This is a genomic window from Streptomyces iranensis (genome assembly GCF_017874715.1).
GTDB classification, from domain to species: domain Bacteria; phylum Actinomycetota; class Actinomycetes; order Streptomycetales; family Streptomycetaceae; genus Streptomyces; species Streptomyces iranensis.
The window spans coordinates 483,849-510,323 of sequence record NZ_JAGGLR010000003.1; the positions used below are offsets into that span (position 1 = coordinate 483,849).

Annotated in this window: 2 protein-coding genes; both read right to left on the reverse strand. The window is 72.0% G+C overall.

Annotated features, from left to right (window positions below; all coding sequences use genetic code 11):
* On the reverse strand, nt 1-18,465 hold the full coding sequence (locus tag J2Z30_RS08040; RefSeq protein ID WP_044580005.1) for a type I polyketide synthase: 18,465 nt from the start codon (nt 18,463-18,465) through the stop codon (nt 1-3).
* Nucleotides 18,462-26,475, reverse strand: an 8,014-nt coding sequence (locus tag J2Z30_RS52105) for a type I polyketide synthase (RefSeq protein WP_209468603.1), incomplete at its 5' end; no start/stop codon positions are given. The genes J2Z30_RS08040 and J2Z30_RS52105, both read right to left, overlap by 4 nt.

Consider the following 26,475-nt stretch of genomic DNA (forward strand, 5'->3'; position numbering starts at 1 on the left):
TCACTGGCTGGGACCGCCCAATTCTCGATTGGTGAAGTCGAATTCTCGATTGATGAAGTCGAACAGTTCATTGTCGTCGGCGTTCGTGATGAGCCGGCTCTGCTCGGAATGGCCGCCTTGATCGGCGAGCGCGGCGGCCATCTTCTGGACTCGCCGCAGCACCTGGTTCTTGGCCGCTTCGTCGATGCGGTTGTCCGCCGTCACCGCCGAGAGCGTCTCCTCCAGCCGGTCGAGCTCGGCCAGCGCGGACTCGGCCTGGTCGGCGTCCGCGCCGAACATCGCCGTCCGCAGGTAGTCACGCAGCGCCGGCAAGGTCGGGTGGTCATAGGTGAGCGTCGCCGGCAGCGTCAGCCCAGTCGCCGCGACGAGCCGGTTGCGCAGCTCGACCGCAGCGAGGGAGTCGAAACCCAGTTCAACGAACGCCTTGGTCGGCGACAGGGCCTCGGTTGAGCTGTGACCGAGCGCCTCGGCCACCTGCGCCCGCACCAACTCCAGCAGCACGGCGTCACGTTCGTCCCCGTCCAGAGCGCCCAGCCGCGCCCAGGACCCGGACCCGCCGTTCGGCTCGGCGAGCCGATCCACCGCGGCGGCCACCGGGAACGCCGCCCGATACTCGGGCAGGTCACTGATCACCGCGCACTTGACGGTGCCTGCGGTCGCCCTGATGAATCGGGTCCAGTCGACGTGCGTCATGGCGATGTAGGTCTCGTCGTGGTCCAGTGCTCGCCGCAGTCCGGCCAGCGACTGACCGGGATCCATCGGGTGCAGGCCCCGACGGCTCGCCCGGTCGGTCGCGCCGGTGTCGTCGGCCATGCCTCCGCCGGCCAGTAGGCCCCAGCCGATCGTCGTGGCCGGCAGACCGCGCGCCCGCCGGTGGTAGGCCAGGGCGTTGAGGAAGGCGTTCCCCGCCGCGTAGTGCGACTGGCCGGGCGAGCCGATGAGGCCGGCGGCCGAGGAGAACAACACGAAGGCCGAGAGGTCCAGGTCCTGAGTCAGCTCATGGAGGTTCCACGCTCCGTCCACCTTGGGCCGTAGCACGTTGTTCAGCCTGTCGAGGGTCAGCTCGGTGATGACGCCGTCGTTGGCCACCCCCGCGCTGTGGAACACGGCCGTCAACGGCAGGTCGTGGGGAAGATCGGCGAGCAAGGCCCTCACCTCGCCCCGATCGGCGACGTCGCATGCGGCGATGGTCACCGCGGACCCCAGGGCGGTGAGATCGGCTTCGAGCTCGATGGCGCCCGGCGCTTCACGGCCCCGGCGGGAAGTGAGCACGAGGTGAGGCGCGCCCTGCTCGGCCAGCCAGCGCGCGGTGCGGGCGCCCAGGCCGGTGAGGCCGCCGGTGACCAACACGCTGCCCGACGGTCGCCAGTTCCGACGCGGCGGCTCATCCGGGTCGGCGCGGACCAGCCGGCCGCCCAGAACGGCGCCGTCCCGCAGCGCTGCTTGCTCCCCGGTGCCGCCGTCACCCAGCAGGCGGATCAGCCCGGCCGCCGAGGCGTCGTCGGGGGTGACCGGCAGGTCGACCAGACCACCCCAGCGGTCGGGGCGTTCCAGTGCGAGAGTCCGTCCGAGACCCCATAGCAGGGCTTGGTCGGGATGGTCGAGGCCGTCGCCGGGGACGACGTTCACCGCGCCCTGGGTGAGACACCACAGGGGCGCGTCGATCTCGCGGTCCTCCAACGCCTGGACCAGGCTCACCGTGGCGGCCAGACCGACCGGCACGCCTGGGTGTCCCGGGACGCGGGACTGCTCCACCGCCAGCAACGAGACCACCCCGGCGAGCGGCGGCACATCGAGTCGGGTCGCCAGCGCGGCCCGATCCAGCTGTTGCTCGCCGACCTCCAGGCCACGGACCTCGGCCCCGGCGGCGGTCATCGCCGCTTCGATCGGCGCGACCCAGACATCGTCGCGGTGGCCGGCGGGCACCACCAGCAACCAGGTGCCGGTGAGCGTGGACTCGGGGCGGGTCGGCACGGGCCGCCAGCTCAATCGGTACCGCCAGCTGTCCACCATCGTCTTCTCACGCCGGTCGAGGCGCCACCGAGCCAGTGCGGGCAGCACGGCGCCGAGGCCGTCCCGTTCCTCGGTGGACAGCTCGACGCTCAGCGCGTCGACGTCGCCCTGTTCCACCAACCCCCAGAACCGGCTGTCCACAGCGTCCGGGTCGACTGTTGTCGTGGCCGGTGTTTCCGGCGTGTCCGGCCAGTAGCGCCTGTGTTGGAACGCGTAGGTCGGCAGCGGGGTCTGCCCCGCGCCGGCCGCGGGGAACAGGGCCGGCCAGTCGACCTCGACCCCGACGGCGAACAGGGTGCTCAGTCCGGCGAGCACGGATTCGGTCTCGGAACGGCCTCGCCGGAGGCTGGGCACGGCGACGACGCCCTCACCGGTCACGCATTCGCGGACCAGGCCGGTCAGGGTCGCGTCCGGCCCCAGCTCCAGGAAGCGGGTTACCCCGCCGGCCCGGAGTTCGGAGACCGTGTCGGCGAACCGCACTGCGCCTCGGACGTGCTGGACCCAGTACTCGGGGGTGGCCACGTCGCTGCTGGTCATCGGTATCCGCGGTGGCCAGAATTCCAGACCGTCGAGCGCGTCCCGGAACTCCCCGAGCATGGGGTCCATGAGTGGGGAGTGGAACGCGTGGCTGACGGCCAGCCGCTTCGTGCGGTATCCGGCGTCGGCGAGGCGTTGTCCGACATCGCTGACGGCGAGCTCGGTGCCGGAGATGACCACCGACTCCGGGGTATTGACCGCGGCGATCGAGACGGACCCCGCGCCCTTCGCGAGCAGTGCAGCCACAACGTCCTCACCAGCGTTCACGGACATCATGGCCCCGCCCGGTGCGAGCCCCTGCATGAGCCGGGCCCGCGTGGTCACCAACACGCAGGCGTCGGCCAGCGACAGCACGCCCGACACGTGGGCGGCGGTGATCTCGCCGACGGAATGGCCGGTGACGAAGTCGGGCCGGATGCCCCAGGACTCGAACAGTCGGAAGAGGGCCACTTCGATCGCGAACAGTGCGGGTTGGGCGAACTCCGTGGTGTTCAGCCGGGCATCGTCCTCATCGAAGATGATGTCCCGGAGCGAAGGGTCCAGTGCCGCGCACACGTCGTCGAACGCGGCGGCAAAGACTGGGAAGTGGCGGTGGAGTTCGCGGCCCATCCCAGCTCGTTGTGACCCCTGACCGGTGAATACGACGGCCAGGCCACCGCTGGCGGCCACGCCGGTGGCGTCCGCGCCAGGTGCGGGGGCGTCGTCGGCGAACGCGGCAAGCCGCTCGCGTAGTTGCTCGCGGTCGGCGGCGAGCACCACCGCCCTGTGATCATGAATGGCGCGGTCGGTCACCATCGATCGCGCGACATCGGCCAACGCCAGTTCGGGCCGTTCGGTCAAGTGGGCGTGCAGGCGCGCCGCCTGGGCGCGCAGAGCTGCCGGCCCTCGGGCCGTCAGCACCCATGGCTGCACCGGCCTGGTCACGGAGCCCTCGTCCGGGGCCGGCGCCGTCGGCGGCGTGGGGAGGTCGATGGGCGGTTGTTCCAGGATTATGTGTGCGTTGGTTCCGCTGAGGCTGAACGCGGAAACGCCCGCCCGGCGCGGATGGCCCTGTTCGGGCCAGTCGCGGGCCCGGTCCAGCAATGCCACCCCACCGGAGGACCAATCGACCTCAGGTGACGGGGTCTCGGCGTGGAGGGTCCGGGGCAACAGACCGTGCTGCATCGCCATGATCATTTTGATGGTGCCGGCGGCACCGGCGGCGGCCTGCGAGTGCCCGATGTTCGATTTGATCGAACCCAGCCACAGGGGGGTGTCGGACTCGCGTTCGCGTCCGTAGGTGGCCAACAGGGCCTGCGCCTCGATCGGATCGCCGAGTCGGGTTCCGGTGCCGTGTCCCTCCACCACGTCGACCTCGCTCGCCGACAGGCCGGCATTGGCCAGCGCGCCGCGGATGACCCGTTGCTGCGACGGGCCGCTGGGCGCGGTGAGGCCGTTCGAGGCGCCGTCCTGGTTGACCGCCGAGCCGGCCAGGACAGCCAGCACGTGATGGTGGTTGCGGCGGGCGTCGGAGAGTCGCTCCAGCACGAGCAGGCCCACGCCCTCAGCCCAACCGGTGCCGTCCGCTCCGGCGCCGAAGGCCCGGCACCGACCGTCCGGGGACAAGCCCCGCTGCCGCGCCATCTCCACGAACATGCTGGGGGTGGCCATCGTGGCGACACCGCCGGCCAGCGCCAGCGAGCACTCGCCCGAGCGCAGCGCCTGGGCCGCTAGGTGCATGGCCACGAGCGAGGACGAACACGCCGTGTCGATGGAGACGGACGGCCCCTCGAATCCGAACTCGTAGGACAGCCGCCCGGAGATGATGCTGGCCGCGTTGCCGGTCAGCACCCGGCCGCCGAAGTCATGGGAGTCCTGGGCCAGCAGGGCTGGGTAGTCGCTCCCGTTCGCACCCACGAACACCCCGATCGGGCCGCCGCGCAGGGCGGAGGGGACGATGCCGGCGTTCTCGAACGATTCCCAGGCCGTCTCCAGCAGCAACCGCTGTTGTGGGTCGATGGCGATGGCCTCGCGCGGCGAGATGCCGAAGAAATCGGAGTCGAACTCGGCCAGGTGGTCAAGGAACCCGCCGCCCTGGGCGTACGTCGTGCCGAGGTGTTCGGGATCCGGGTCGTAGAGGTGGGCCACATCCCAGCCGCGGTCGACCGGGAAGCCGGTGATCGCGTCGCGGCCCTCGACCACCAGCCGCCACAGTTCGTCCGGCGAATCCACCCCGCCCGGGTACCGACAGGCCATGCCGACGATCACGATCGGGTCGTCGCCGATCGCGGTGACGCGCCCAGCCGGAGTGGCCTCGACGGTGTCGACCTCGTCGCCCACCAGCGCGGACCGGAGAGACGCGGCCAGCGTCTCAGGGGTGGGGTAGTCGAACACCAGCGTGGCCGGCAGCCGCAGCCCGGTGGCCGTGTTGAGCCGGTTGCGCAGTTCGACCGCGGTGAGCGAGTCGAACCCGACCTCGTGGAAGGCGCGGGTCATGTCGACCGAGGCGCCGCTCGGGTAGCCGAGCACGGCGGCGACCTGCGCGCGCACCAGTTCGCCGATGGCCTTGACCTGGTCGGCGACGGAGGAACCGGCCAGTCGCGCCGCCTCCAGTCCCGCGACCGACGATCGTGCCGCGCGCCGGGCCGGACGCCGCACCAGGCCGCGCAGCAGAGCGGGCACCGTGCCGGCCGACCGCACAGCGGCCAGATCGAGGCGAGCGGCCATCACATTCGGGCGAGCCAGGTCGGCCGCCGCGGCCAGCAGTTCAAGGCCCTTGGCGGTCGCCATCGGCAACATCCCGCCCCGCCCCATGCGAGCCATGTCGGTCTCGCTGAGGTTTTCGGTCATACCGCTGTCCTCGCCCCACCAGCCCCAGCTGATCGAGACCGCGGGGAGGCCGTGGCGGTGTCGCTCGACGGCCAGCGCGTCGAGGAAGGCGTTGGCGGCGGCGTAGTTGGCCTGGCCCGGTGCACCGAAGGGCGCGGCGGAGGAGGAGAACAGCACGAACGCGGAGAGGTCCAGCTCCCGGGTCAGTTCGTGCAGATGCCACGCACCGTCGACCTTGGGCGCCAGTACCGCGTCGACCCGGTCGCTGGTCAGGGCGTCGAACACGCCGTCGTCCAGCACTCCGGCGCAGTGCACCACCGCAGTGAGCGGGAACTCGGGCTCCACCGAACGCACCATGGCCGCGGCCTGCTCGCGGTCAGCGACATCGCAGGCGAGGACGCGTACCGCGGCGCCGAGTTCGGCCAGTTCGGCGGCGAGCCGGACGGTCCGGGGCGAGTCGAGGCCCTGCCGGGAGGTCAGCACCAGGTGTCGCGCGTGGTGCTCGGTGACGAGATATCGAGCCACGTGCCCGGCGAGCACCCCCGAGGCACCGGTGATCAGTACGGTTCCGGCCGACCACGAGGTGGCGTGCGCGGTGTCGGTGGTTCCCAGACGGGCCAGCCGCGGGGCCCAGAGCACGCCGTCGCGCACCGAGACCTCCGGCTCACCCGACTCCACGGCCGCGTGCAGCGCTGCGGTGGTGATCGTGTCGGCGCCACCCTCGACGAGGACGATGCGGTCGGGGTTCTCCGACTGTGCCGAGCGCAGCAGGCCCCGCACCGCCGCGCCGGTCAGGCTGTCGGTCGTGATGACCGCCAGCCGGGAGGACTCCCAGCCGGGATCGGCCAGCCACATCTGCACCGAGCGCAGCACGCCGTTCACCGCCGCGTGGACGTCGGCGGGGACGGCGAGCCCCTCCCCAGGTACCGACACCGCCACGAGGGGCGGAACCTCGGCTCCCTCGTCCCGCCCGGAGACCAGCTCGGCGAGGGTCAGCGGGCCGTCCAGCACGGTGGCCTCGGAGCGGGGCGGGGCCTCGGAGCAGGGCGCGGTGTCGTCGACCCGGCCACACTCGACCCAACTGATCTCGAACAGCGAGTCGTCGCGGGAAGCGGCGGCGGCGCGGAGCCGGTCAGCGGAGACCGAGCGTGAGGACAGCGCCGCCACGCTGAAGACCGGGGCGCCAGTGTCGTCGAAGGCGTCCAGGGCGACCGTGTCGGTGGCCACCGGTCGGACCCGGACGCGCAGCGCGGTCGCGCCCGAGGCGAACAGCCGCGCTCCCGCCCAGGAGAACGGCACCAGACCCTGGGGAGTTTCGGAGGTGAGGGCCCGCAGCACGCCGCCGTGCAGACCGGCGTCCAGCAACGCCGGGTGCACGCCGAAGCGCTCGACGTCGGTCCCGCCGCTCGGCAACTCCACCTCGGTGTAGAGCTCCGCATCGCGCCGCCAGCAGGCCACCAGCCCCTGGAACGTCGGCCCGTAGTCGTGGCCCGCCCCGGCGAACAGGTCGTACGCGTCGGCGACGTCGACGACCTCGGCTCCCCGTGGCGGCCATTCGGTGAGCGGATCGGAGTTCGGCACGCTCTCCGCGGCGGACACCGTTCCGGTGGCGTGCCGTGTCCAGGGGGTGTCGTCGGCGTCGCCGTCCGGGCGGGCGGAGATCGTCATCTTCCGGCGGCCCCCCTCGTCGGGGGCTTCCACCAGGATTTGCAGCGCGACCGCGCCCGCCGCGGCGATCAGCAGGGGAGACTCGATCGTCAGCTCGTCCAGCAGGCCGCAGCCGACCTGCTCGGCGGCCCGCAGCGCCATGTCCACGAAGGCGGTGCCGGGCAGCAGGGCCTGCTCGAACAGCACGTGCTCCCGCAGCCACGGCTGGGTCCGCGGCGCCAGCCGGCCGGTCAGCAGCATGGCTTCCCCGCCGGCCACCTCCACACCGGCCAACAGCAGTGGATGGTCGAGCGGATCGAGGCCGACCGCGGTGAGATCGGCCGGCGGCTCGGGGGCGTCGAGCCAGTACCGCTGGTGCTGGAACGCGTACGTGGGAAGTGAGGTGTGTCGAGCTCCGGTGCCGTCGAACAGGGCCGGCCAGTCGACCTCCACTCCGGCGGCGAACAGCGTGCCGAGTCCGGTGAGCGCCGTGTCGGCTTCGTCGCGGTCCCGACGCAGGCTGGGGACGGCGATGATGTCCGGCTCGTCGAGACACTGGCGGATCGCGCCGGTCAAGGGCGCGTCGGGACCGATCTCGAGGAACCGGGTGACGCCGGCGCCGCGCAGTTCGGACACCCTGTCGGCGAACCGCACCGTGTCCCGCACGTGCCGCACCCAGTACTCCGGGTCCGTCACCTCGTCGCCGCCCACCATCGGAATGCGGGGCGGCTGGAACGCCAGGCCACGGACCAGGGCGCGGAATTCGTCGAGCATCGGGTCCATCAGCGGTGAATGGAACGCATGGCTGACGACGAGCTGTTTCGTACGGTGCCCGTCCTCGGTCAGGCGCCGCACGATCTGGGTGACGGCCGACTCAAGCCCGGAGAGCACCACCGAACCGGGGGTGTTGACCGCCGCGATCGACACCGATTCGGCGTACTCGGCGACCAGCGGGGCGACCACCTGCTCGCCGGCGGTCACCGAGACCATCACACCGCCCGGCTCGAGCCGCGCCATCAGCCGGCCCCGCTCGGACACCAGTCGGCACGCATCCGGCAGTGACAGCACGCCGGCGACGTGCGCGGCCGCGATCTCGCCCACCGAATGACCGGTGAGGAAGTCCGGCCGGACACCCCAGGACTCGAACAGCCGGAACAGCGCGACCTCGACCGCGAACAGCGCGGGCTGGGCGATCTCCGTGGCGTCGAGTCGGTTCTCCCCGTCGCCGAGGACGGCCTCCCGGACGGCGGGATCCAGCTGCTCGCACGCCTGGTCGAACGCGGCCGCGAAGACCGCGAACTGCCGGTGCAGCTGCGAGCCCATGCCGGGGTGTTGCGCGCCCTGACCGGTGAACACCATCGCCAGTGAGCCCCGCCGGGCCACACCGGCGACGGCCCCGGCTCCCTCGCCCCCGTGCGCGAACGCCGCCAACCGCTCCAGGGCCTGCTCACGGTCGCGGGCGAGGAGGACCACCCGGTGATCGTGGCCGGCCCGGTCGGCCACCAGGGAGTGGGCCACATCCGCCAGCGCCACATCGGGCCGGTCGCGCAGGTGGGAGCCCAGCCGATCGGCCTGACCCCGCAGGGCCGCCGGCCCGCGGGCCGACAGCACGAGCGGCCATGCCGGCAGGGTCGCCGCGGGGGGCGGGGCGTTGTCGGAGGTCGGGGCGGTGGGCTCGGCCGGGGGCTGTTCCAGGATGATGTGCGCGTTGGTCCCGCTGACGCCGAAGGAGGACACCCCCACCCGGCGGGGCCGGCCACGATCCGGCCATTCCCGAGCCCGGTCGAGCAGCGCGACCGCGCCCGACGACCAGTCCACCCGCGGCGACGGGGTCTCCACGTACAGGGTCTCGGGCATGATCCCGTGCCGCATCGCCAGGACCATCTTGATCGTGCCGGCGATGCCTGCCGCCGCCTGGGTGTGGCCGATGTTCGATTTGATCGACCCCAACCACAGCGGCGCGTCCTGGGTGTGCTCGCTGCCGTAGGTGGCCAACAACGCCTGGGCCTCGATCGGATCGCCCAGTCGGGTCCCCGTGCCGTGTCCCTCGACTACGTCCACGTCGGAGGCGGACAACCCGGCGTTGGCCAGGGCCTGGCGGATCACGCGCTGCTGGGATGGACCGTTGGGGGCGGTCAGCCCGTTCGACGCGCCGTCCTGGTTCAGCGCCGAGCCGGCCACCAGCGCCAGCACCTGGTGTCCGTTGCGCCGCGCGTCGGACAGCCGCTCCAGCACCACCAGGCCCGCGCCTTCCGACCAGCCGGTGCCGTCCGCGTCCGCGCCGTACGCCCGGCACCGACCATCCGGGGCGTTCGCGCGCAGCCGGCTGTACTCGACGTACAGCTCGGGCGACGCCATCACCGCCACACCGCCGGCCAGCGCGAGCGAGCACTCGCCCGACCGCAGCGCCTGCGCCGCGAGATGCAGGCAGACCAGCGATGACGAGCACGCCGTGTCCACCGTCACCGCGGGGCCCTCGAAGCCGAACTCGTAGGCCACCCGCCCCGACGCGATGCTGCCGGCGCTGCCGTTGCCCAGGTAGCCCTCGAATTCCTCGGGCTTGGTGTGCAGCCGCGAGTTGTAGTCGTGGTACATCAGCCCGACGAACACGCCGGTCGGGCCGCCCCGCAGCGAGGTGGGATCGATGCCCGCGTTCTCCAGGGACTCCCAGGCCGTTTCCAGCAACAGCCGCTGCTGCGGGTCGATCGTGATCGCCTCGCGCGGCGAGATGCCGAAGAACTCGGGGTCGAACTGGTCGGCGTCGTGCAGGAAGCCACCCTCGCGGGTGTAGGTGGTCCCGAAGTGCTCGGGGTCCGGGTGGTAGAGCTCGGCCAGGTTCCAGCCTCGGTCGGTGGGGAAGGCGCCGATCACATCCCGCCCCCGTGCAACCACGTCCCAGAGCTCGTCGGGCGAACTCACCCCACCCGGGAAGCGGCAGCCCATGCCCACGATCGCGATCGGGTCTTCTGCGGTCCGGGCCGCGGTCGGGCTGATGGCCGGCCGGGCCGGGGCGGCCGCCTCGCCGCCGAGCTCACTCCGCACGAACTCGATCAGGGCGTCCGGGGAGGGGTAATCGAAGATCAGCGTGGCCGGCAACCGCAGCCCGGTCACCGCGGCGAGCCGGTTGCGCAGCTCCACCGCGGTCAGTGAGTCGAAACCCAGTGCGGTGAAGGGCTGCCGGTCGTCGATGGCGGTGCCCGGGGAGTGCCCGAGCACGGCCGCGACATGGGTGTGCACCAGCTCGGCGACGACCTGGTCGCGCTCGGCCGGCCGCAGTGCGGCCAGGCCCTCGCGGGATCCGGCCCCACCGGCCAGGTGGGGTTCGACGACCCGCCGCGCCGGACGGCGCACCAGCCCGCGCAGCAGTCCCGGGACCGTGGCCCCGGCGGACAGACCGGCGAGGTCGAACGGGGCGGCGATGATGCGGCCCTGTCGGCGGACGGCCGCGTCGAACAGGGTGAGACCGAAGTCGTTGTCCAACGGGCGGATACCGGTGCGGGCCATCCGGGCCCGGTCCTGGGTTCCGAGGTGGCTGCCCATCCCACTGGCCTCGGCCCACCACCCCCAGGCGATCGACACCGCCGGCAGGCCCAGCCCCCGCCGATGATCGGCCAGCTCGTCGGAGAACGCGTTGGCCGCCGCGTAGTTCGCCTGGCCGGCGGCGCCGAACGCCGAGGCGGCCGAGGAGAACAGCACGAACGCCGACAGCTCGGCGTCCTGGGTGGCCTCGTGCAGATGCCAGGCACCGTCCACCTTGGGCCGCAGCACCGCATCCACCCGGTCGGGGGTCAGTGAACCCACGGTCGCGTCGTCGAGCACCCCCGCGCAGTGCACCACGGCGCTCAGCGGGAACTCCGGCGGCACCGAGCCGACGAGGTCCATCACCTCGTCGCGAACGGCCAGGTCACACGCGACCATCCGCACCGAGGCACCCGCCCCGGTCAGCCGCTCGACCAGCTCACCGGCACCGGGAGCGGCAGAACCCCGCCGCGACACCAGCAGCAGCCGTCGCACCCCGCACTCGGCCACGAGGTGCTCGGCCACCAACCCGGCCAACACTCCGGACGCCCCCGTCAGCAGCACGGTTCCCGTGCCCCACACCGACGACTGCTCGTTGCGCGCGGGCCCGGCGGGATCCGGGAGCTCCTCGGCGGCGGCTTTGGTCAGCCGGGGTGACCACAGCCGTCCGTCCCGAACCGACACCTCCGGCTCACCCGACTCGATCGCGGCCCGGACGAGCGCCTCCACGGACGGCGCCCCGACCGACTCCGAATCGGCGAACGCCTGGTCGACGAGAACCACCCGATCCGGGTTCTCCGACTGCGCGGAGCGCACCAGACCACCCACCGCCGCACCCACGAGCCCGCCGCCGGTCACCACGACCAGCCGCGACCGCTCCCACCGGGCATCGGCGAGCCAGTCCTGCAGCGTCCGCAACGTGCTGTTCACCGCGGTGTGCACCGATTCCACCATCGACTCGCTGGTCGGGCGGTCGGGAACGGGCAGCACCACCACCTCGGGCAGCGGCGCGCCACCGTCCACCGTGCGGCCGAGCGCGGCCAGGTCGGGGCCCGACCGCGCGTCGGCCGTGTGCACAGTCTCCTCCGACTGCACAGTCTCCTCCGGCTGCACAGTCCGCGCGGTCCGCGCGTGGTCGGACGGCGTCACCCAGCCGATCGGTCCTTCGGCGCTCGCCCCCGAACCGGCCTCGGCCGGTCCGCACTCCACCCAGCCCAGCTCGAACAGCGCGTCGCCGTGCGCGGTGTCGACGTCGCGCAGCCGCTCGGCGGACACCTCGCGGGCGACCAGTGAGTCCACCCTCAGCACCGGCCGACCGGTGGTGTCGAACCCGTCCACCGACCACGAGGACGGCCCGGTCGGGGAGAACACGAGCCGCAGTGCCGCGGCACCCGAGGCGAACAGCCGCACCCCGGACCACAGGAAGGGCGCCCGCACGCCGGGGTCGGCCGGGTCGTCCCGCCGCGAGTCGAGCTGGTCCACGGCGAGGCTGTGCTGGCCGGTGTCCAGCAGGGCCGGGTGCAGGCCGAAACGCACCGCGTCGGCCGCGAGCCCCTCGGGCAGCTCCGCCTCGGCGACGACCTGATCACCCATCCGCCAAGCCCGGCGCAGCCCGGTGAAGGCGGGGCCGTAGGCGTAACCGAGCGCGCCGAGCCGCTCGTACGATCCGGCGACGTCCAGTTCAGTCGCCCCGGTCGGCGGCCAGGTCAGGTCCGTCGGCCACGGCGCCGGCTCCAGATCGTCGACGGGCACCGCGCTCGCCCGTGCGTGCCGCGTCCACGCGGCCTCCACAGCCTCTCCGGGGTCCGCCGACCGGGAGTAGATCTCCAGAGTGCGGCGGCCGTCGCCGTCGGGAGCGCCGACGACCACCTGGATTTGCACGCTGTGCCGGCTCGACAGCATCAGCGGCGCCTCGATGGTCAGCTCCTCCAGCCGGCCGAGGCCCGCCTCGTCGGCCGCGCGGATCGCCAGCTCGAGGAACGCCGTACCGGGCAGCAGCGGCCGATCGAAGAGCGCGTGGTCGACAAGCCACGGGTGAGCGTGCAGCGTGATCCGGCTGGTGAACAGGAAGCCGGCGTCCCCCGCCAGAGCCACCTTGGCACCGAGCAGGGGGTGATCGACCCGTTCGAGGCCGCTAGCGGCCAGGTCGCCCGGCGCGGACGCCGCCGCCGTTGGCCAGTAGCGCTGCCGTTGGAAGGCGTAGGTCGGCAGTTCGACCTGCCGCGCCCCGGTGCCGGCGAAGGCCTCGTACCAGTCCACGGTGAGCCCGGCCTGCCACGCGGCAGCCACCGATCGCAGGAACATGTCCGGGTCGCTCTCGCCGCGGCGGAGGGTCGCCAATACGGTCACCTCGACGCCGCGCTCCTCGGCGGTCTCCTGGATCGAGGGAGCCAGCAGCGGGTGCGGGGCCACCTCCAGCAGCACGCGATACTCGTCAGCCAGCAGCACGGCGGCGGTGTCGTGGAACCGCACCGGCTGTACGAGGTTGGTCAACCAGTACCGGCCGTCGAGCTCGGTGCCCTCCACCCGGCGGGCGAGCGTCGTGGAGTAGTACGGCACCGAGGCGGTGGCCGGGCGGATGTCGGTCAGCAGCGCGAGGAGCTCGTCCTCGACCACCGCCATGTGCGGGGAGTGCGTCGGGTAGTCCATCGGGATGGGACGCGCGCGGACACCGGCGGCCTCGTACTCGGCCCGCAACGCGGCCACTCGGTCGGCCGGGCCGGTCAGCACGACCGATCGCGGCCCGTTGATCGCGCTGATGTGTACGTCGGTCAGCCGTCCGACCTGGTCGCGGACCTGCTCGACCGGCAACCCGAGCCAGAGCGTGGCGTACCCGCTCACCCGGCCGGACACGCGCGCCCGCGCGGCCAGGACCCGGGCCGCGTCGGCGAGGGTGAGGATGCCGGCGATGTGCGCGGCCGCGACCTCCCCCACCGAGTGCGCGATCACCGCGGCGGGCACCACCCCACGGGAGATCCACAACCGGGCGAGCGAGACCATGACCGCGAACAGCATCGACTGGACCTGCTCGGCGTGATCCGGGACGGCCACGCCGTCCGCGCCGGCCAGAAGATCGCGCAGGGTGTGGCCGTGCCAATCCACGTACGGCGCCAGCGCCGCCTCGCACTCCGCCATGGATGCGGCGAAGACCGGCGAGGAGTCCCACAGCCGCAGGGCCATCCCCACGTACTGCCCGCCCTGCCCCGGGAACACGAACACCGGATCGGCGCCGCCGGAGCTCATGGGTGCGGTTACCGGGGTGGTGCCGGCCATCAGGTCATCCAGCCCGGACAGTAGTTCGGCGACGTCGGCGCCGAGCACCACGGCCCGGTGATCCAGCGAGGAGCGGGTGCTGGCCAGGGAGAACGCCACGTCGGCCAGCTCCGCCGGGCCGGTGGCCCCGAGCGCCAGGAGGTGCTCGCGCAACCGCTCCGCCTGACCGCGCAGCGCGGCTTCGCCGCGGCCGCTGAGCGGCAGCGGCAGCATCCGCGGCGCGTGGGACCGGTCCGCCGGTTCATCCGCGGGTTCCGGGGCCGGAGCCTGCTCCACGATGACGTGCGCGTTGGTCCCGCTCGCCCCGAACGACGACACCGCCGCCCGCCGGGGACGCCCGGTCGTCGGCCACGGCCGGGCGTCGCCGAGCAGCCGGACCGTTCCGCTCTCCCAGTCGACGTGCTCCGAGGGTCGGTCCACATGCAGGGTCTTGGGCAGCAGACCGTGCCGGATCGCCATAATCATCTTGATGACGCTGCCGACCCCGGCCGCTGCCTGGGTATGGCCGATGTTGGACTTGAGCGAGCCCAACCAGAGCGGGTCGCTCTCCCGTCGGTCCCGGCCGTACACGGCCTGCAGCGCCTTGATCTCGATCGGGTCGCCGAGCACCGTGCCGGTGCCGTGCCCGTCCACGGCGTCCACCTCGTCGGGGCGCACGCCGGCGTTGGCCAGTGCCTGTCGCACGACCCGCTGTTGGGAAGGGCCGTTGGGCGCGGTAAGGCCGTTGGAGGCGCCGTCCTGGTTGATCGCCGTGCCACGGAGCACGGCCAGCACGGAGTGGCCGTGTCGGCGGGCATCGGAGAGCCGCTCCAGCACCAACAGGCCGGCGCCCTCGGCGAAACCGGTCCCGTCGGCGCCCGCGCCGAACGCCTTGCAACGGCCGTCGGCGGACAGCCCTTGCTTGTCGAACTCCTGCAGGTCGATCGGGGTGGCCATGACGGTGGCCCCGCCGGCCAGTGCCAGCGCGCACTCTCCGGACCGCAGCGCCTGCGCGGCCAGGTGCATCGCCACCAGCGATGACGAGCAAGCCGTGTCGACCGTCAGCGCGGGCCCCTCCAGGCCGAACTGGTAGGAGACCCGCCCGGCGAGCACCGAGGCGGAGGTCCCGGTGAGCAGGTAGCCGTCGGCCAGCTCGGCGCTGCCGAGGAGCAAGTCCGCATAGTCCTGGTCACTGGTGCCGGCGAACACACCGGTCTGGCTGCCCCGCAACGACTTCGGGTCGATCCCGGCCCGCTCCAGCGCCTCCCAGGTCAGTTCCAGCAACAGCCGCTGCTGCGGGTCCATCGAGGCCGCCTCACGCGGCGAGATACCGAAGAACCCTGCGTCGAACCACGCCACATCGTCGAGGTAACCACCGCCACGCACGTGGGTGGCGCCCTGCCGCGTCGAATCCGGGTGCAGCAGGGTGTCGAGGTCCCAGCCTCGGTCGGTCGGCAGCCCCGACACCGCGTCGCGCCCGCCGTCCACCAGCTCCCAGAGCTGCTCCGGCGAGCCGACGCCACCGGGGTAGCGGCAGGCCATGCCGACCACGACGATCGGGTCGGCGGCGGACGTGGCGAGGGGGACGGTCGCGCCGGGTTCCTCATCGGCCGTGTTGGTCACCAGTCCGACCAGGTACGACGCCAGGGCGGCGGGCGTGGGGTAGTCGAAGGCCAGGGTGCCGGGCAGCCGGAGATCGAGCGCCGCGTTCAGCCGGTCCCGCAGCTCCACCGCCGCGAGCGAGCTGAAGCCCAGGTCCTGGAAAGTGCGCTCGACGTCGACCGTGGCCGGCGAGTCGTGGCCCAACACCAAGGCGATCGAGGTCCGCACCAGATCACTCATGACCCGACGCTGGTCCACGACGGCCAACACGTCGGTGGCCCGAGCGCCGGTGTTCGGCTCGGGCGCGGCGGCTGGCGGCGGGTCCGAGGGAGCCGGGGCGACGGAGCCGTCGCGCGGCAGCCAGTGCCGATGCCGTTGGAAGGCGTAGGTCGGCAGGTCGACCCGCCGGCTCCCGTCGGGGAACAGCGCCGCCCAGCTCACCTCGCCGCCGCCGGTGAAGATGCGACCGGCCGCGGCGAGCAGGGCGACCACCTCGGGTCGGTCACGGCGGGAGGCTGCCACCGCCGTCACCCGCCGATCAGCGGGCAGGCATTCCGGGATCATGGCCGAGAGCACCGCGTCCGGTCCCAGCTCCAGGAACTGGGTGACCCCTCGCTCGTGCAGGGTGGCCACACCGTCGGCGAAGCGCACCTGCTCGCGTGCCTGCCGAACCCAGTACTCGGGCTCGCCGAGCGTGGCCGCATCGGCCAGGGCACCGGTCAGGGTGGACACCACCGGGATGTCGGGCGCGCCGAAGGGGAGTCCGGCGACGACGGCCCGGAAGTCCTCGAGCATCGGGTCCATCAGTTCCGAGTGGAACGCGTGGCTGGTCGTGAGCCGACGGGTCCGGTAGCCGGCGGCGGCCAGCCGGGCCACGACCTCGGCCACCGGTTCCTCCGCCCCGGACACCACGACCGAGTGGGGGCTGTTCACTGCGGCCACGGACACCCCATCCGTGGCCGCGACCAGCGGGGCCGCCACATCCGGGGCGGCGTTGACCGCGACCATGGCGCCGCCCTCCGGTAGCGCCTGCATCAACCGGCCGCGCGCCACGACCATGCGACCGGCGTCGGCGAGGGACAGCACGCCGGCCACGTGCGCGGCGCTGATCTCGCCGATCGAGTGACCGGCGACGAAGTCGGGCCGGATGCCCCACGACTGGACGAGCCGGAACAGGGCAACCTCGAAGGCGAACAGCGCCGGCTGGGCGAATTCGGTGCGATCCAGCGGCGGGCCACCCTCCCACATCAGCTCACGCAGCGACCGGCCCAGCAGCTCGTCGATCACTCCGCAGACCTCGTCCAGCGCCGCGTCGAACACCGGGTACCGCGCCGCCAGCTCTCGCCCCATTCCGGCGCGCTGACCGCCCTGACCGGTGAAGACGATCGCCAGGCGGCCTTCCACCGCCCGACCGACGTGCACCGCGGCACTGTCCGTGCCGGCGGCCAGTGCGGACAGACCGGCCAGCAGGGCCGCCCTGTCCTCGGCGACCACCACCGCACGGTCGGCCAGCACGGCGCGGGAAGTGACCAGGCTTCGTCCGATGTCGGCCGGCTCCAGCTCCGGGTGACGCTCGACGAAGGAGCGCAGCTCCTCGCCCTGGCCGCGCAGCCCGGCGGCGCCCCGACCTGTCACCACGAACGGCCACGGACCGGTGCTGGCCCGCCGCATCGGCACGGAGGTGGCCGCGACCGGGTCATCGGGGGCCTGCTCCAGGACGACGTGGGCGTTGGTGCCGCTGATCCCGAACGACGACACCGCGGCGCGCCGGGGACGGCCCCGGTCGGGCCACCGCCGCGGGTCGGTGAGGAGCCGGACCGTCCCCGCCGACCAATCCACGTGGGATGTCGGCCGCTGGGCGTGCAGCGTCCTGGGCAACTCCCCGTGGCGCATGGCCATAACCATCTTGATCACGCCGCCGACGCCGGCCGCCGCCTGCGGGTGTCCGATGTTCGACTTCAGCGATCCGATCCACAACGGCGTGTCCGCCGTCCGCTCCCGGCCATAGGTGGCCAGCAGGGCTCGGGCCTCGATCGGGTCGCCCAACCTGGTGCCGGTGCCGTGCGCCTCGACCGCGTCGATGTCGGTCGAGGACACACCGGCGTTGGCCAGCGCGGCCTGGATCACCTGGCGCTGGGCCGCGCCGTTCGGCGCGGTGAGGCCGTTGGAGGCGCCGTCCTGGTTGAGGGCGGATCCGGTCACGAGGGCCAGCACCTGGTGGCCGTGGCGCTGGGCGTCGGACAGCCGCTCGACCACGAGCACGCCGACGCCTTCCCCCCAGCCCATGCCGTCGGCCTCGTCGCCGAAGGCCTTGCACCGGCCGTCCGGGGCAATCCCGCGCTGCCGGGCGAACTCGATCAGCGAAGCCGGACCCGACATGATCGTCGCCCCGCCGACCAGGGCGAGCGAGCACTCCCGCGAGCGCAGCGCCTGGGTAGCCAGGTGCAACGCGACCAGCGAGGAGGAGCACGCCGTGTCCACGGTGACCGCGGGCCCTTGCAGACCGAACGCATAGGACAGCCGTCCGGAGACGACGCTGGCGATGTTGCCGGTGAGCACGTAGCCCTCGTAGGCCGACGGCACGGTGCGCAGCGAGATGTAGTCCTGGTAGCTGACGCCGACGTACACGCCGGTCTGGCTTCCCCGTACCGCGTCGGCGCTGATCCCCGCTCGTTCCAGAGCCTCCCACGAGGTCTCCAGGAGCAGCCGTTGATGCGGGTCCATCACGGTCGCTTCGCGCGGGGGAATGGCGAAGAAATCATGGTCGAACAGGTACGGCGACCGCAGGAAACCGCCGCCCCGGGAGTATGTCCGGCCCACCTTTGCGGGGTCGGGGTCGTAGAGCTCGCCCAGGTTCCAGTCGCGGTCGGCCGGGAGGCCGGACACCGCGTCGGTACCGTCGGCCACGAGCTGCCACAGGGCTTCGGGACTGTCGGCGTCGCCCGGGTAGCGGCAGGCCATGCCGACGATGGCGATCGGCTCCCGGTTCCGCGCCTCGACCTCGCCGAGCCGGTGTCGGATTCGCTCGTTCTCCTTGAGTGCGTTGCGCAGTGCGTCGACGAGCTCGTTCATGGACGTGGTGGTCATGAGGTCGGTCCCTCCGACTGGTCGCTCGCATCGGTTCGGCCGTACGCGGCGCGAATGAGATCAGCCATGTCCATCGAGTCGATCGCGGTCGTGGACTCGACACTGTCGACCGGCTCGACCCCGGGAGCGGTCTCAGCCAACCGGAGCAGAGCGCCCACGAGCCCGGCCTGCCTCAACGAGGCGAGCGGAATGCGGTCGATGATCTGCTTCAATCCGGCGTCGTCGACGCCCTCACCGGTCTCGCCCTCGTGGGTCCCGGTGTCCTCGCCGAACAGCTCGGAGCCCACCAGCTCGGCTACCGAGGCGGGCGTCGGGTAATCGAAGACCAGCGTGGCGGGTAGCTGCAGGCCGGTCGCCGCGCCGAGCCGGTTTCGAAGTCGCAATGCGGTGAGCGAGTCGAAACCGATCTCCTGGAAACTGCGCCCTGACTCGACCGAGCTGATGTCGGTGTGTCCGAGCACGGCCGCCACCGTGGTCCGAACAAGCTCGGTGATCGTATACGCCCGCTCGGTGGCGGGCAGCCCGGCGAGCCGCTCACGCACACCGGTGGCGTCCGCTCCTTCCGCGGGCCCTCCGGGCTCGGCTCCACTCGCCGGGAGCAGCTCTGCAAGCAGCGACACCGAGCGGGTGCCGACGAGCTCGGTGGCGAACGAGGACCACTCGACATCCGCCACGACCACGGCCGTCTCATCGCGGTCGATCACCTGGTCCATGGCCTGAATGGCGCCGCGGGGGTCCATCGCGCGCAGGCCGCGGGCCGCCAGCTGTCGCTCCACTCCGTCGCGGTCGGCGAGCCCCGGGCCTTGCCAGAGTCCCCAGGCGATGGACGTCCCGGTCAGACCGAGAGCCCTGCGGTGCGCGGCCAGTGCGTCCAACGAGCTGTTCGCGGCGGCGTAGTTGGCCTGGCCGGCCGGGCCGACCGTGCCGACGAACGACGAGAACAGGACGAAGTCGACGAGGTCGTGGTCTCTCGTCAGCTCGTGCAGGTGCCAGGCAGCGGCCACCTTCGGGCGGAACACTCGCTCGAAGCGTTCCGGGGTGAGCCGGTCGATGATGCCGTCATCGAGCACACCCGCGGTGTGCACGACCGTGGTCAGCGGATGCTCCGCCGGCCAGGTGTCCAGCAGCTCGGCGAGCTGCGCCCGCTCGGCCACGTCGCAGGCGACTACCGACACCGAGACACCCTGTTCGGCCAGCTCGGCGGCCAGCTCGGCCGCGCCAGGTGCGGCCGGGCCACGACGGCTGGCCAACACCAGGTGCCGCGCGCCGCGCGCCACGAGCCAGCGCGCCACCTCCGCCCCGAGTGCGCCGGTGCCGCCGGTGACCAGAGCGCTGCGCTCGAGCGGCTGAGGCGTCCGATGCGCGGGTGCGGTGACCCGGGTCAGCCGGCGGCAGAACACCGTGCCGCCCCGCACCGCCAGCTCACTCTCGCCATCTCCGAGCGCCCCGGCCAGCGCCGCGAGGTCCGCTTGGCCGACCTCGCGTGGTAGGTCGACGACGCCACCCCACGGCACGGGTTGCTCCAACCCCGCGTGCCGGGCGAACCCCCACAGCGCGGCCTGCCGTGGCTGGGTGACGGAGTCTCCCGGCCGGACAGCGACCGCATCCTGGGTCACGCACCAGATCGGGGTCGACAGGCCCAGCGTGCTCACCGCCCGCACCAACGCGAGCGTGCCGCGCAGGCCGACCGACACGGATACGGCGTCGGTGTCCCCCGCTGTGTCCAAGGGCAGCAACGACACCACGCTTCCGGCCCGTTGGCCGTCCAACGCCGTGACCAGCTCGTGGCAGAGCGCCTCGACATCCGCGTCTACGGGGACCGTGACCCGGCTGACCTGGGCCCCTCGGGCCGTCAGCGCCGCGATGGCCTGCTCGAGCCACGTCGGCTCGGCGATGTCGGCCGGCACCACGACCAACCATCGGCCGGTGAGCGGTCGCTCCGATCCCTCGGTGCGGCGCCAGGTGACGCGGTATTGCCAGCCGGCCAGCGTCTCCTGCTGCCGGCTGCGCTCCCGCCACGAGGACAGGGCCGGAAGCACGGTGCCCAGCGAGGAACGGCCGGCGTCGTCGGAGATGTCCAGCGCCGTGGTCAATCCTTCGAGGTCGCCCTCGTCGACCAGGTTCCAGAACCGGGTGTCGACGTCGGTGCCCCGGGTCGAGCGGTGGGGCAGCGTCTCGATCCAGTAGTGGGTGTGCTGGAAGGCGTAGGTGGGCAGCCGCACGGGCCGCTGACCCGAGGGGAACAGGCCGGACCACCGCACGTCGACGCCACCCACGAATGCCTCAGCCGTGTTGCGCAGGAATTCCCGCGCGCCACCGTGGCCGCGACGCAGCGAGCCGACCGTCGTGACCGACGTCCCCTTGGCCTCGGCGAGCTCCTGTATCGAATTGACGAGTACCGGGTGCGCGCCCACTTCATGGAACGATCGGTGCCCGCTGCTGAGCAGCTGATCGACCACGTCCTCGAAACGCACCATCTCGCGCAAATTCCGGTACCAGTAGTCGGCGTCCAACTCCCGGCCGCGCAGCAACGAGCCGGTCACCGTCGAGTAGAACGGAACGGCACCGTCGGAGCACTCGACCACACCCAGCGTGTCGGCCAGCTCGGCCCGAATGCTCTCTACAGTCGCCGAATGCGACGCGTAGTCGATCGCCACCCGCCGGACCCGGGCTCCTTCGGACTCCCAGACCGCAAGGAATCGGTCCAGCTCGGCGGTGGCCCCGGAGACAACCGTGGACATCGGTCCGTTCACCGCGGCGACGCCGAGCTGAGGATGACCGGCCAGGCGTTCGCGCACCTCGTCGGCCGATCGGTTCACCCAGCCCATGCCGCCGTGAGTGGCCAGACGCCGCAGCACCCGGGACCGCAGGGACACGACGCGCGCGCCCTCCGCCAGCGACAACGCCTCCGCCGCCACGGCGGCGGCGAACTCACCCTGGGAATGCCCGACGACAGCCGAGGGCCGAACGCCGAGTGATGTCCACAGCCGTGACAGCGAGACCCCGACCGCGAACAGCGCCGGCTGGACGACGTCGTCCCGGTCGAGGCTCGGCGCACCCGGCGCCCCGGCGAGCACGTCCCGCAGCGAGAAACCATCCCAGTCGACGTATGGCGCCAACGCCTCGTCGCAGGTCTCCATCAGCTCCGCGAACGTTGGACTGATCTTCCACAGCTCGATGCCCATGCCGAGCCACTGACCGCCCTGCCCGGGGAATACGAAGACCGGGCCGTCGTGGTCGGCTTCACCGGCTCCCGCCACCACCAGGGCCGAGTTCTCCGGTTGGCCGGCCGCGATCGCGTCGAGGCCGGCCAGTAGCTCATCGCGATTCTCGGCGATGATCACCGCTCGGTGCGAATGCGGGGCCGCGCCGTTGGCCAGTGCCGCGCCGAACCTGGCCACGTCGGTGTCCGGTGAGTCGGCCAGCGCGGCCCGCAGCCGGGTTGCCTGGCCGGCCAATGCCGCCGATCCCCGGCCTGACACCGGGAAGGCGGAGACTCCGAGCCGCGTCACGGCGTCCGACTGCCGGGCCGCCGGCTGCTCCGGCGCCTGCTCGAGGATGACGTGCGCGTTCGTGCCACTGATACCGAAGGACGAAACACCGGCCCGGCGGGGCCGACCGGTACTCGGCCAGTCCTGGTTGCGGTCGAGCAGAACGACGGCTCCCTGCGACCAGTCGATCAATGGCGAGGGCTGCTCGGCGTGCAACGTCTTGGGCAGGACGCCGTGACGCAGCGCCATGACCATCTTGATGACGCCACCGACCCCGGCGGCGGCCTGGGTGTGCCCGACGTTCGACTTCAACGACCCCAGCCACAGCGGCGATTCGGCCGTGTGCGCTCGCCCGTAGGTGGCCAACAACGCTTGCGCCTCGATCGGGTCCCCCAGCCGGGTACCGGTGCCGTGCCCCTCCACCGCATCGACGTCAGCCGCCGTCAGCGCGGCGTTCACCAGCGCCTGGCGAATCACTCGCTGTTGGGAAGGCCCGTTCGGCGCGGTCAGCCCGTTCGACGCGCCGTCGGAGTTCACCGAGGAGCCCTTGAGTACCGCGAGTACCTCGTGGCCGCCTCGGCGCGCGTCCGACAGTCGCTCGAGCACCACGAGGCCGACACCCTCGGCCCAGCCGGTGCCGTCCGCGCCCGCGCCGAACGCGCGGCACCGGCCATCCGGGGACAAGGCTCGCTGGTGACCCAGGTCGACGAACGTCATCGGGGTGGACATCACCGTCACTCCGCCGGCCAGAGCCAGCGAACACTCGCCCGCCCGCAGAGCTTGTGCGGCCAGGTGGAGTGCCACCAGTGACGACGAGCATGCGGTGTCGACCGAGACGGCAGGCCCCTCCAGGCCGAACTGGTACGCCACCCGCCCCGAGAGCACGCTGCCCGCGCTACCGGTCAGAACCGCCCCGCTGAGCTGGTCCGGAATCAGGTCCAGCGCCGGCGCGTAGTCGTGGTACATGACACCGGAGAACACCCCGGTCCGGGTGCCGCGCAGTGAGTCCGCATCGATGCCCGCGCGCTCGAAAGCCTCCCAGGCAACCTCCAACAACAACCGCTGCTGCGGATCCATCGCCGTCGCCTCACGGGGCGAGATCCCGAAGAACCCGGCGTCGAACTCACCCGCGTCATGCAAGAACCCGCCACCACGGGCATACGTCGTCCCCGGATGGTCCGGATCCGCGTGATACAAACCCGCCACATCCCAACCACGCGACTCCGGAAAGCCAGTGATCCCCTCCCCACCCTCGACAACCAACGCCCACAGATCCTCCGGAGAACCCACCCCACCCGGATAACGGCATGCCATCCCCACAATCACCACAGGATCATCGGCATCGCTCGCCGGCGCGCTGGTCGTGTCCGGCGCCTCACCGGTTGTGGTGAGTTCGCCGGACAAGTGGTCGGCGAGGGCCTGTGGGGTCGGGTAATCGAACACGGCCGTGGTGGCCAAACGCAATCCAGTGATGGCGTTGAGCCGGTTGCGCAGCTCGACGGCGGTGAGCGAGTCGAGTCCGAGTTCCTTGAAGGTGCGGTCGATACCGACCGAGGCCTGCCCGTGGTAGCCGAGTACTCGCCCCGCCTCCGCGCGCACCAAATCCAGCAGTCGCGCGGGCTGGGCCGTCACGTCCTCGCCAGTGAGGCGCGGCCCGTCCGGGCGACCCGGTACGGCCGCCAGGCCGGCTCGCCGCGGCGCGATGAGTTCGCGGAGCAGCGGGTGCACGTACCCGCGCTCCGCGGCGGAGGCCATGTCCAGCCGCAGCGGCACGAGCAGTGGCTCGCTCCGCCGAATGGCGGCGTCGAAGAGTGAGAGCCCCTCGGCTTCGGACAACGGCGCCACCCCGGAGCCGGCCATCCGGCTGAGGTCGCCCGCGCGCAGCCCCGCCGCCATGCCGCCCCGCTGATCCCACAGTCCCCAGGCCAGCGACGTCGCCGGGAGTCCGTGCTGGGCGCGATGGTGGGCGAGCGCGTCGAGGTAGGTGTTGGCGGCAGCGTAGTTGGCCTGGCCCGCTGCGCCGATCAGGCCCGAAACGGAGGAATACAGTACGAACGCCGACAGCGGCATGTCGACGGTGAGCTCGTGGAGGTTCTTGGCAGCCACCGCCTTGGGTCCCATGACCGCGTCAAGGCGTTGCGGACTCAGCTCAGTGAACACGCCATCGTCGAGCACGCCGGCCGTGTGGACCACAGCCGTGAGGGGCCGATCGGCAGGCAGCCCGCGAAGCAACGCGGCGAGCTCGGCGCGGTCAGCGACATCGCAAGCTTCGGCTCGCACTTCCAGACCGAGCGCGGTCAGCTCGGCCACCAAGGCGCGCGCCTCGGGCGTGACGGGGCCGCTCCTGCTCACCAGCAGCATGCTCGTCACTCCATGCTCGGTGGCCAGGTGCCGCGCGAGTATCCGACCGAGTCGGCCGAACGCCCCGGTCAGCAGCACGGTTCCGCGCTCAGGTATCGACTTCTCGGCGGCGTGGTGTGAGCCGGAATCCACGTGCAGGCGAGTGAGGCGCGGGACACGAACGCCCTCGACGGACAGAGCAAGCTGCGGCTCCTTCGTGGCTACCGCGGCGGCGAGCCGTCGGGCCCCCTCACCGCCCGGCGCTATGTCAACGAGCACGATGCGGCCGGGGTGCTCGGACTGCGCGGCACGCAGTAGACCCCAGACCGGCGCGTTGTCGAGATCAACGCGCCCGTTGCCCCCTGTGTCGACGACACCGGTGGTGACGACGACCAGTAGAGCGTCGGCCACCGTCTCATCGGTCAGCCAGTCCTGTACCAGTCGCAGCACGCGGTGCACGCCGCCGGAGTCCGTAACGCCGGTCGGGGGGAGCACGGTGATCACCGCGGACGGCGTCGGGGCCCCCGCCGCCACCGCGACCCGCAGCGCGGAGAGATCCGCGTACCGGTCGAGCGGTGAGCCTTCGCCGACCACCTCAGCACCGAGGTTGTGCGGGTCTTCCCCCAACATGGCCCAGTGACCGGTGCCGGGGTGGGCGCCGACCTCCTTCGGCAGCCACGACAACTGGAACAGCGCCGCCTCGCTGTGATCTGTCGACGGAGTGTGTGGAGCGTCGGACGCAGGCCTCAACACCAGCGAGTCGATCGACGCGACCAGGTTGCCTTCGCGGTCGGTGAGCATCATGGCCACCGAATCGGCACCGGTTCTCGAGACGCGGGCCCGCAAGGCCGGCGGTGCCACGGTGTGCACCGTGACACCACTCCACGCGAACGGCACCAATGTCTCGTCCGCGGTCTCGAACAGGCCCACCAGCGCGGCCTGGATGGCAGCGTCCAGGAGGATGGGATGCAGGTCGAACGCTGGGCGGCCGTGTCCCGCCGCCGTACCTGGCGCCACGCCCAGCACGATATCGGCGAACACCTCGCCGTCGCCGTGTCGGATAGCTCGCAGTCCTCGGAACGCCGGTCCGTAGTCATACCCCCGGCGGGTGAGCTCCGCGTATGCGGTGGTGATCGCGATCGGCCGCGCGTCGGGACCGGCCTCGCCGTTCCAGCCGGTTTCTGACGCCGATCCGACCGGCGAGAGCCCGACAGATGGGGCAACGGCGCCTTCAGCGTGCCGGATCCAGGTGCCATCCCCGGCGGTGTTTCCCACTCGGGACAGCACGCGCAGCGCACGGCGACCGGTGTCGTCCGGCGCATCGATCACCAGCCGGAGCTGGGTGTCGCTGTGCTCCGGCACGACCAGAGGGGCGTGCACGACGAGCTCTTCCACCAGGTCGGCGCCGGTTCGCCGCGCGGCGTGCAAGGCCAAGGCCAGAAATCCGGTTCCGGGCAGGATCGCAGTGCCCAACACCACGTGGTCGGCCAGCCATGGTTGCTGGTCCACGGACAGTCGGCCAGTCAGTACGAGCGCGCCGGCATCGTCCACCGGCATCTCAGCGCGCAGGAAGGGGTGATCGACCGGCGTCAGGCCGACGGCGGCGAGATCGGTCTCCGGGAGGGAGGACGTGTCCAGCCAGTAGTGCCGGCGTTGGAAGGCGTAGGTAGGAAGTTCGGTGCGTCGGGCGCCGGTTCCGGCAGACAGCTCCGGCCAGTTGACGGCCACTCCGGCGGCGAACAGCGCGCCGAGCCCCGTCAACACCGACTCGACCTCGTCGTGGTCATGCCGCAGGCTGGGCACCGCCGTGATGTCGCGGCCGTCCAGGCATTCCCGCACCGATCCGGTCAGGGCCGCGTCCGGACCCAACTCGACAAACCAGGTCGCACCGCGATCATGTATCTGGGCAATCGTGTCGGCGAATCGAACCGTGTCGCGCACGTGCCGCACCCAATACTGCGGATCTGCTATCGCCTCGTTCACGGTCGCAATACGCGGAGGCTGGAACGTCAACCCGGCCACCACCGCCCGGAAGTCGTCCAGCATCGGCTCCATCAACGGTGAATGAAACGCGTGACTCACCACGAGCCGCTTCGTCCGACAACCGAGCTCAGTCAGCCGTCGCACGACCCGCTCAACCGCGGACTCGGCCCCGGACACCACGACCGAGGTCGGGCTG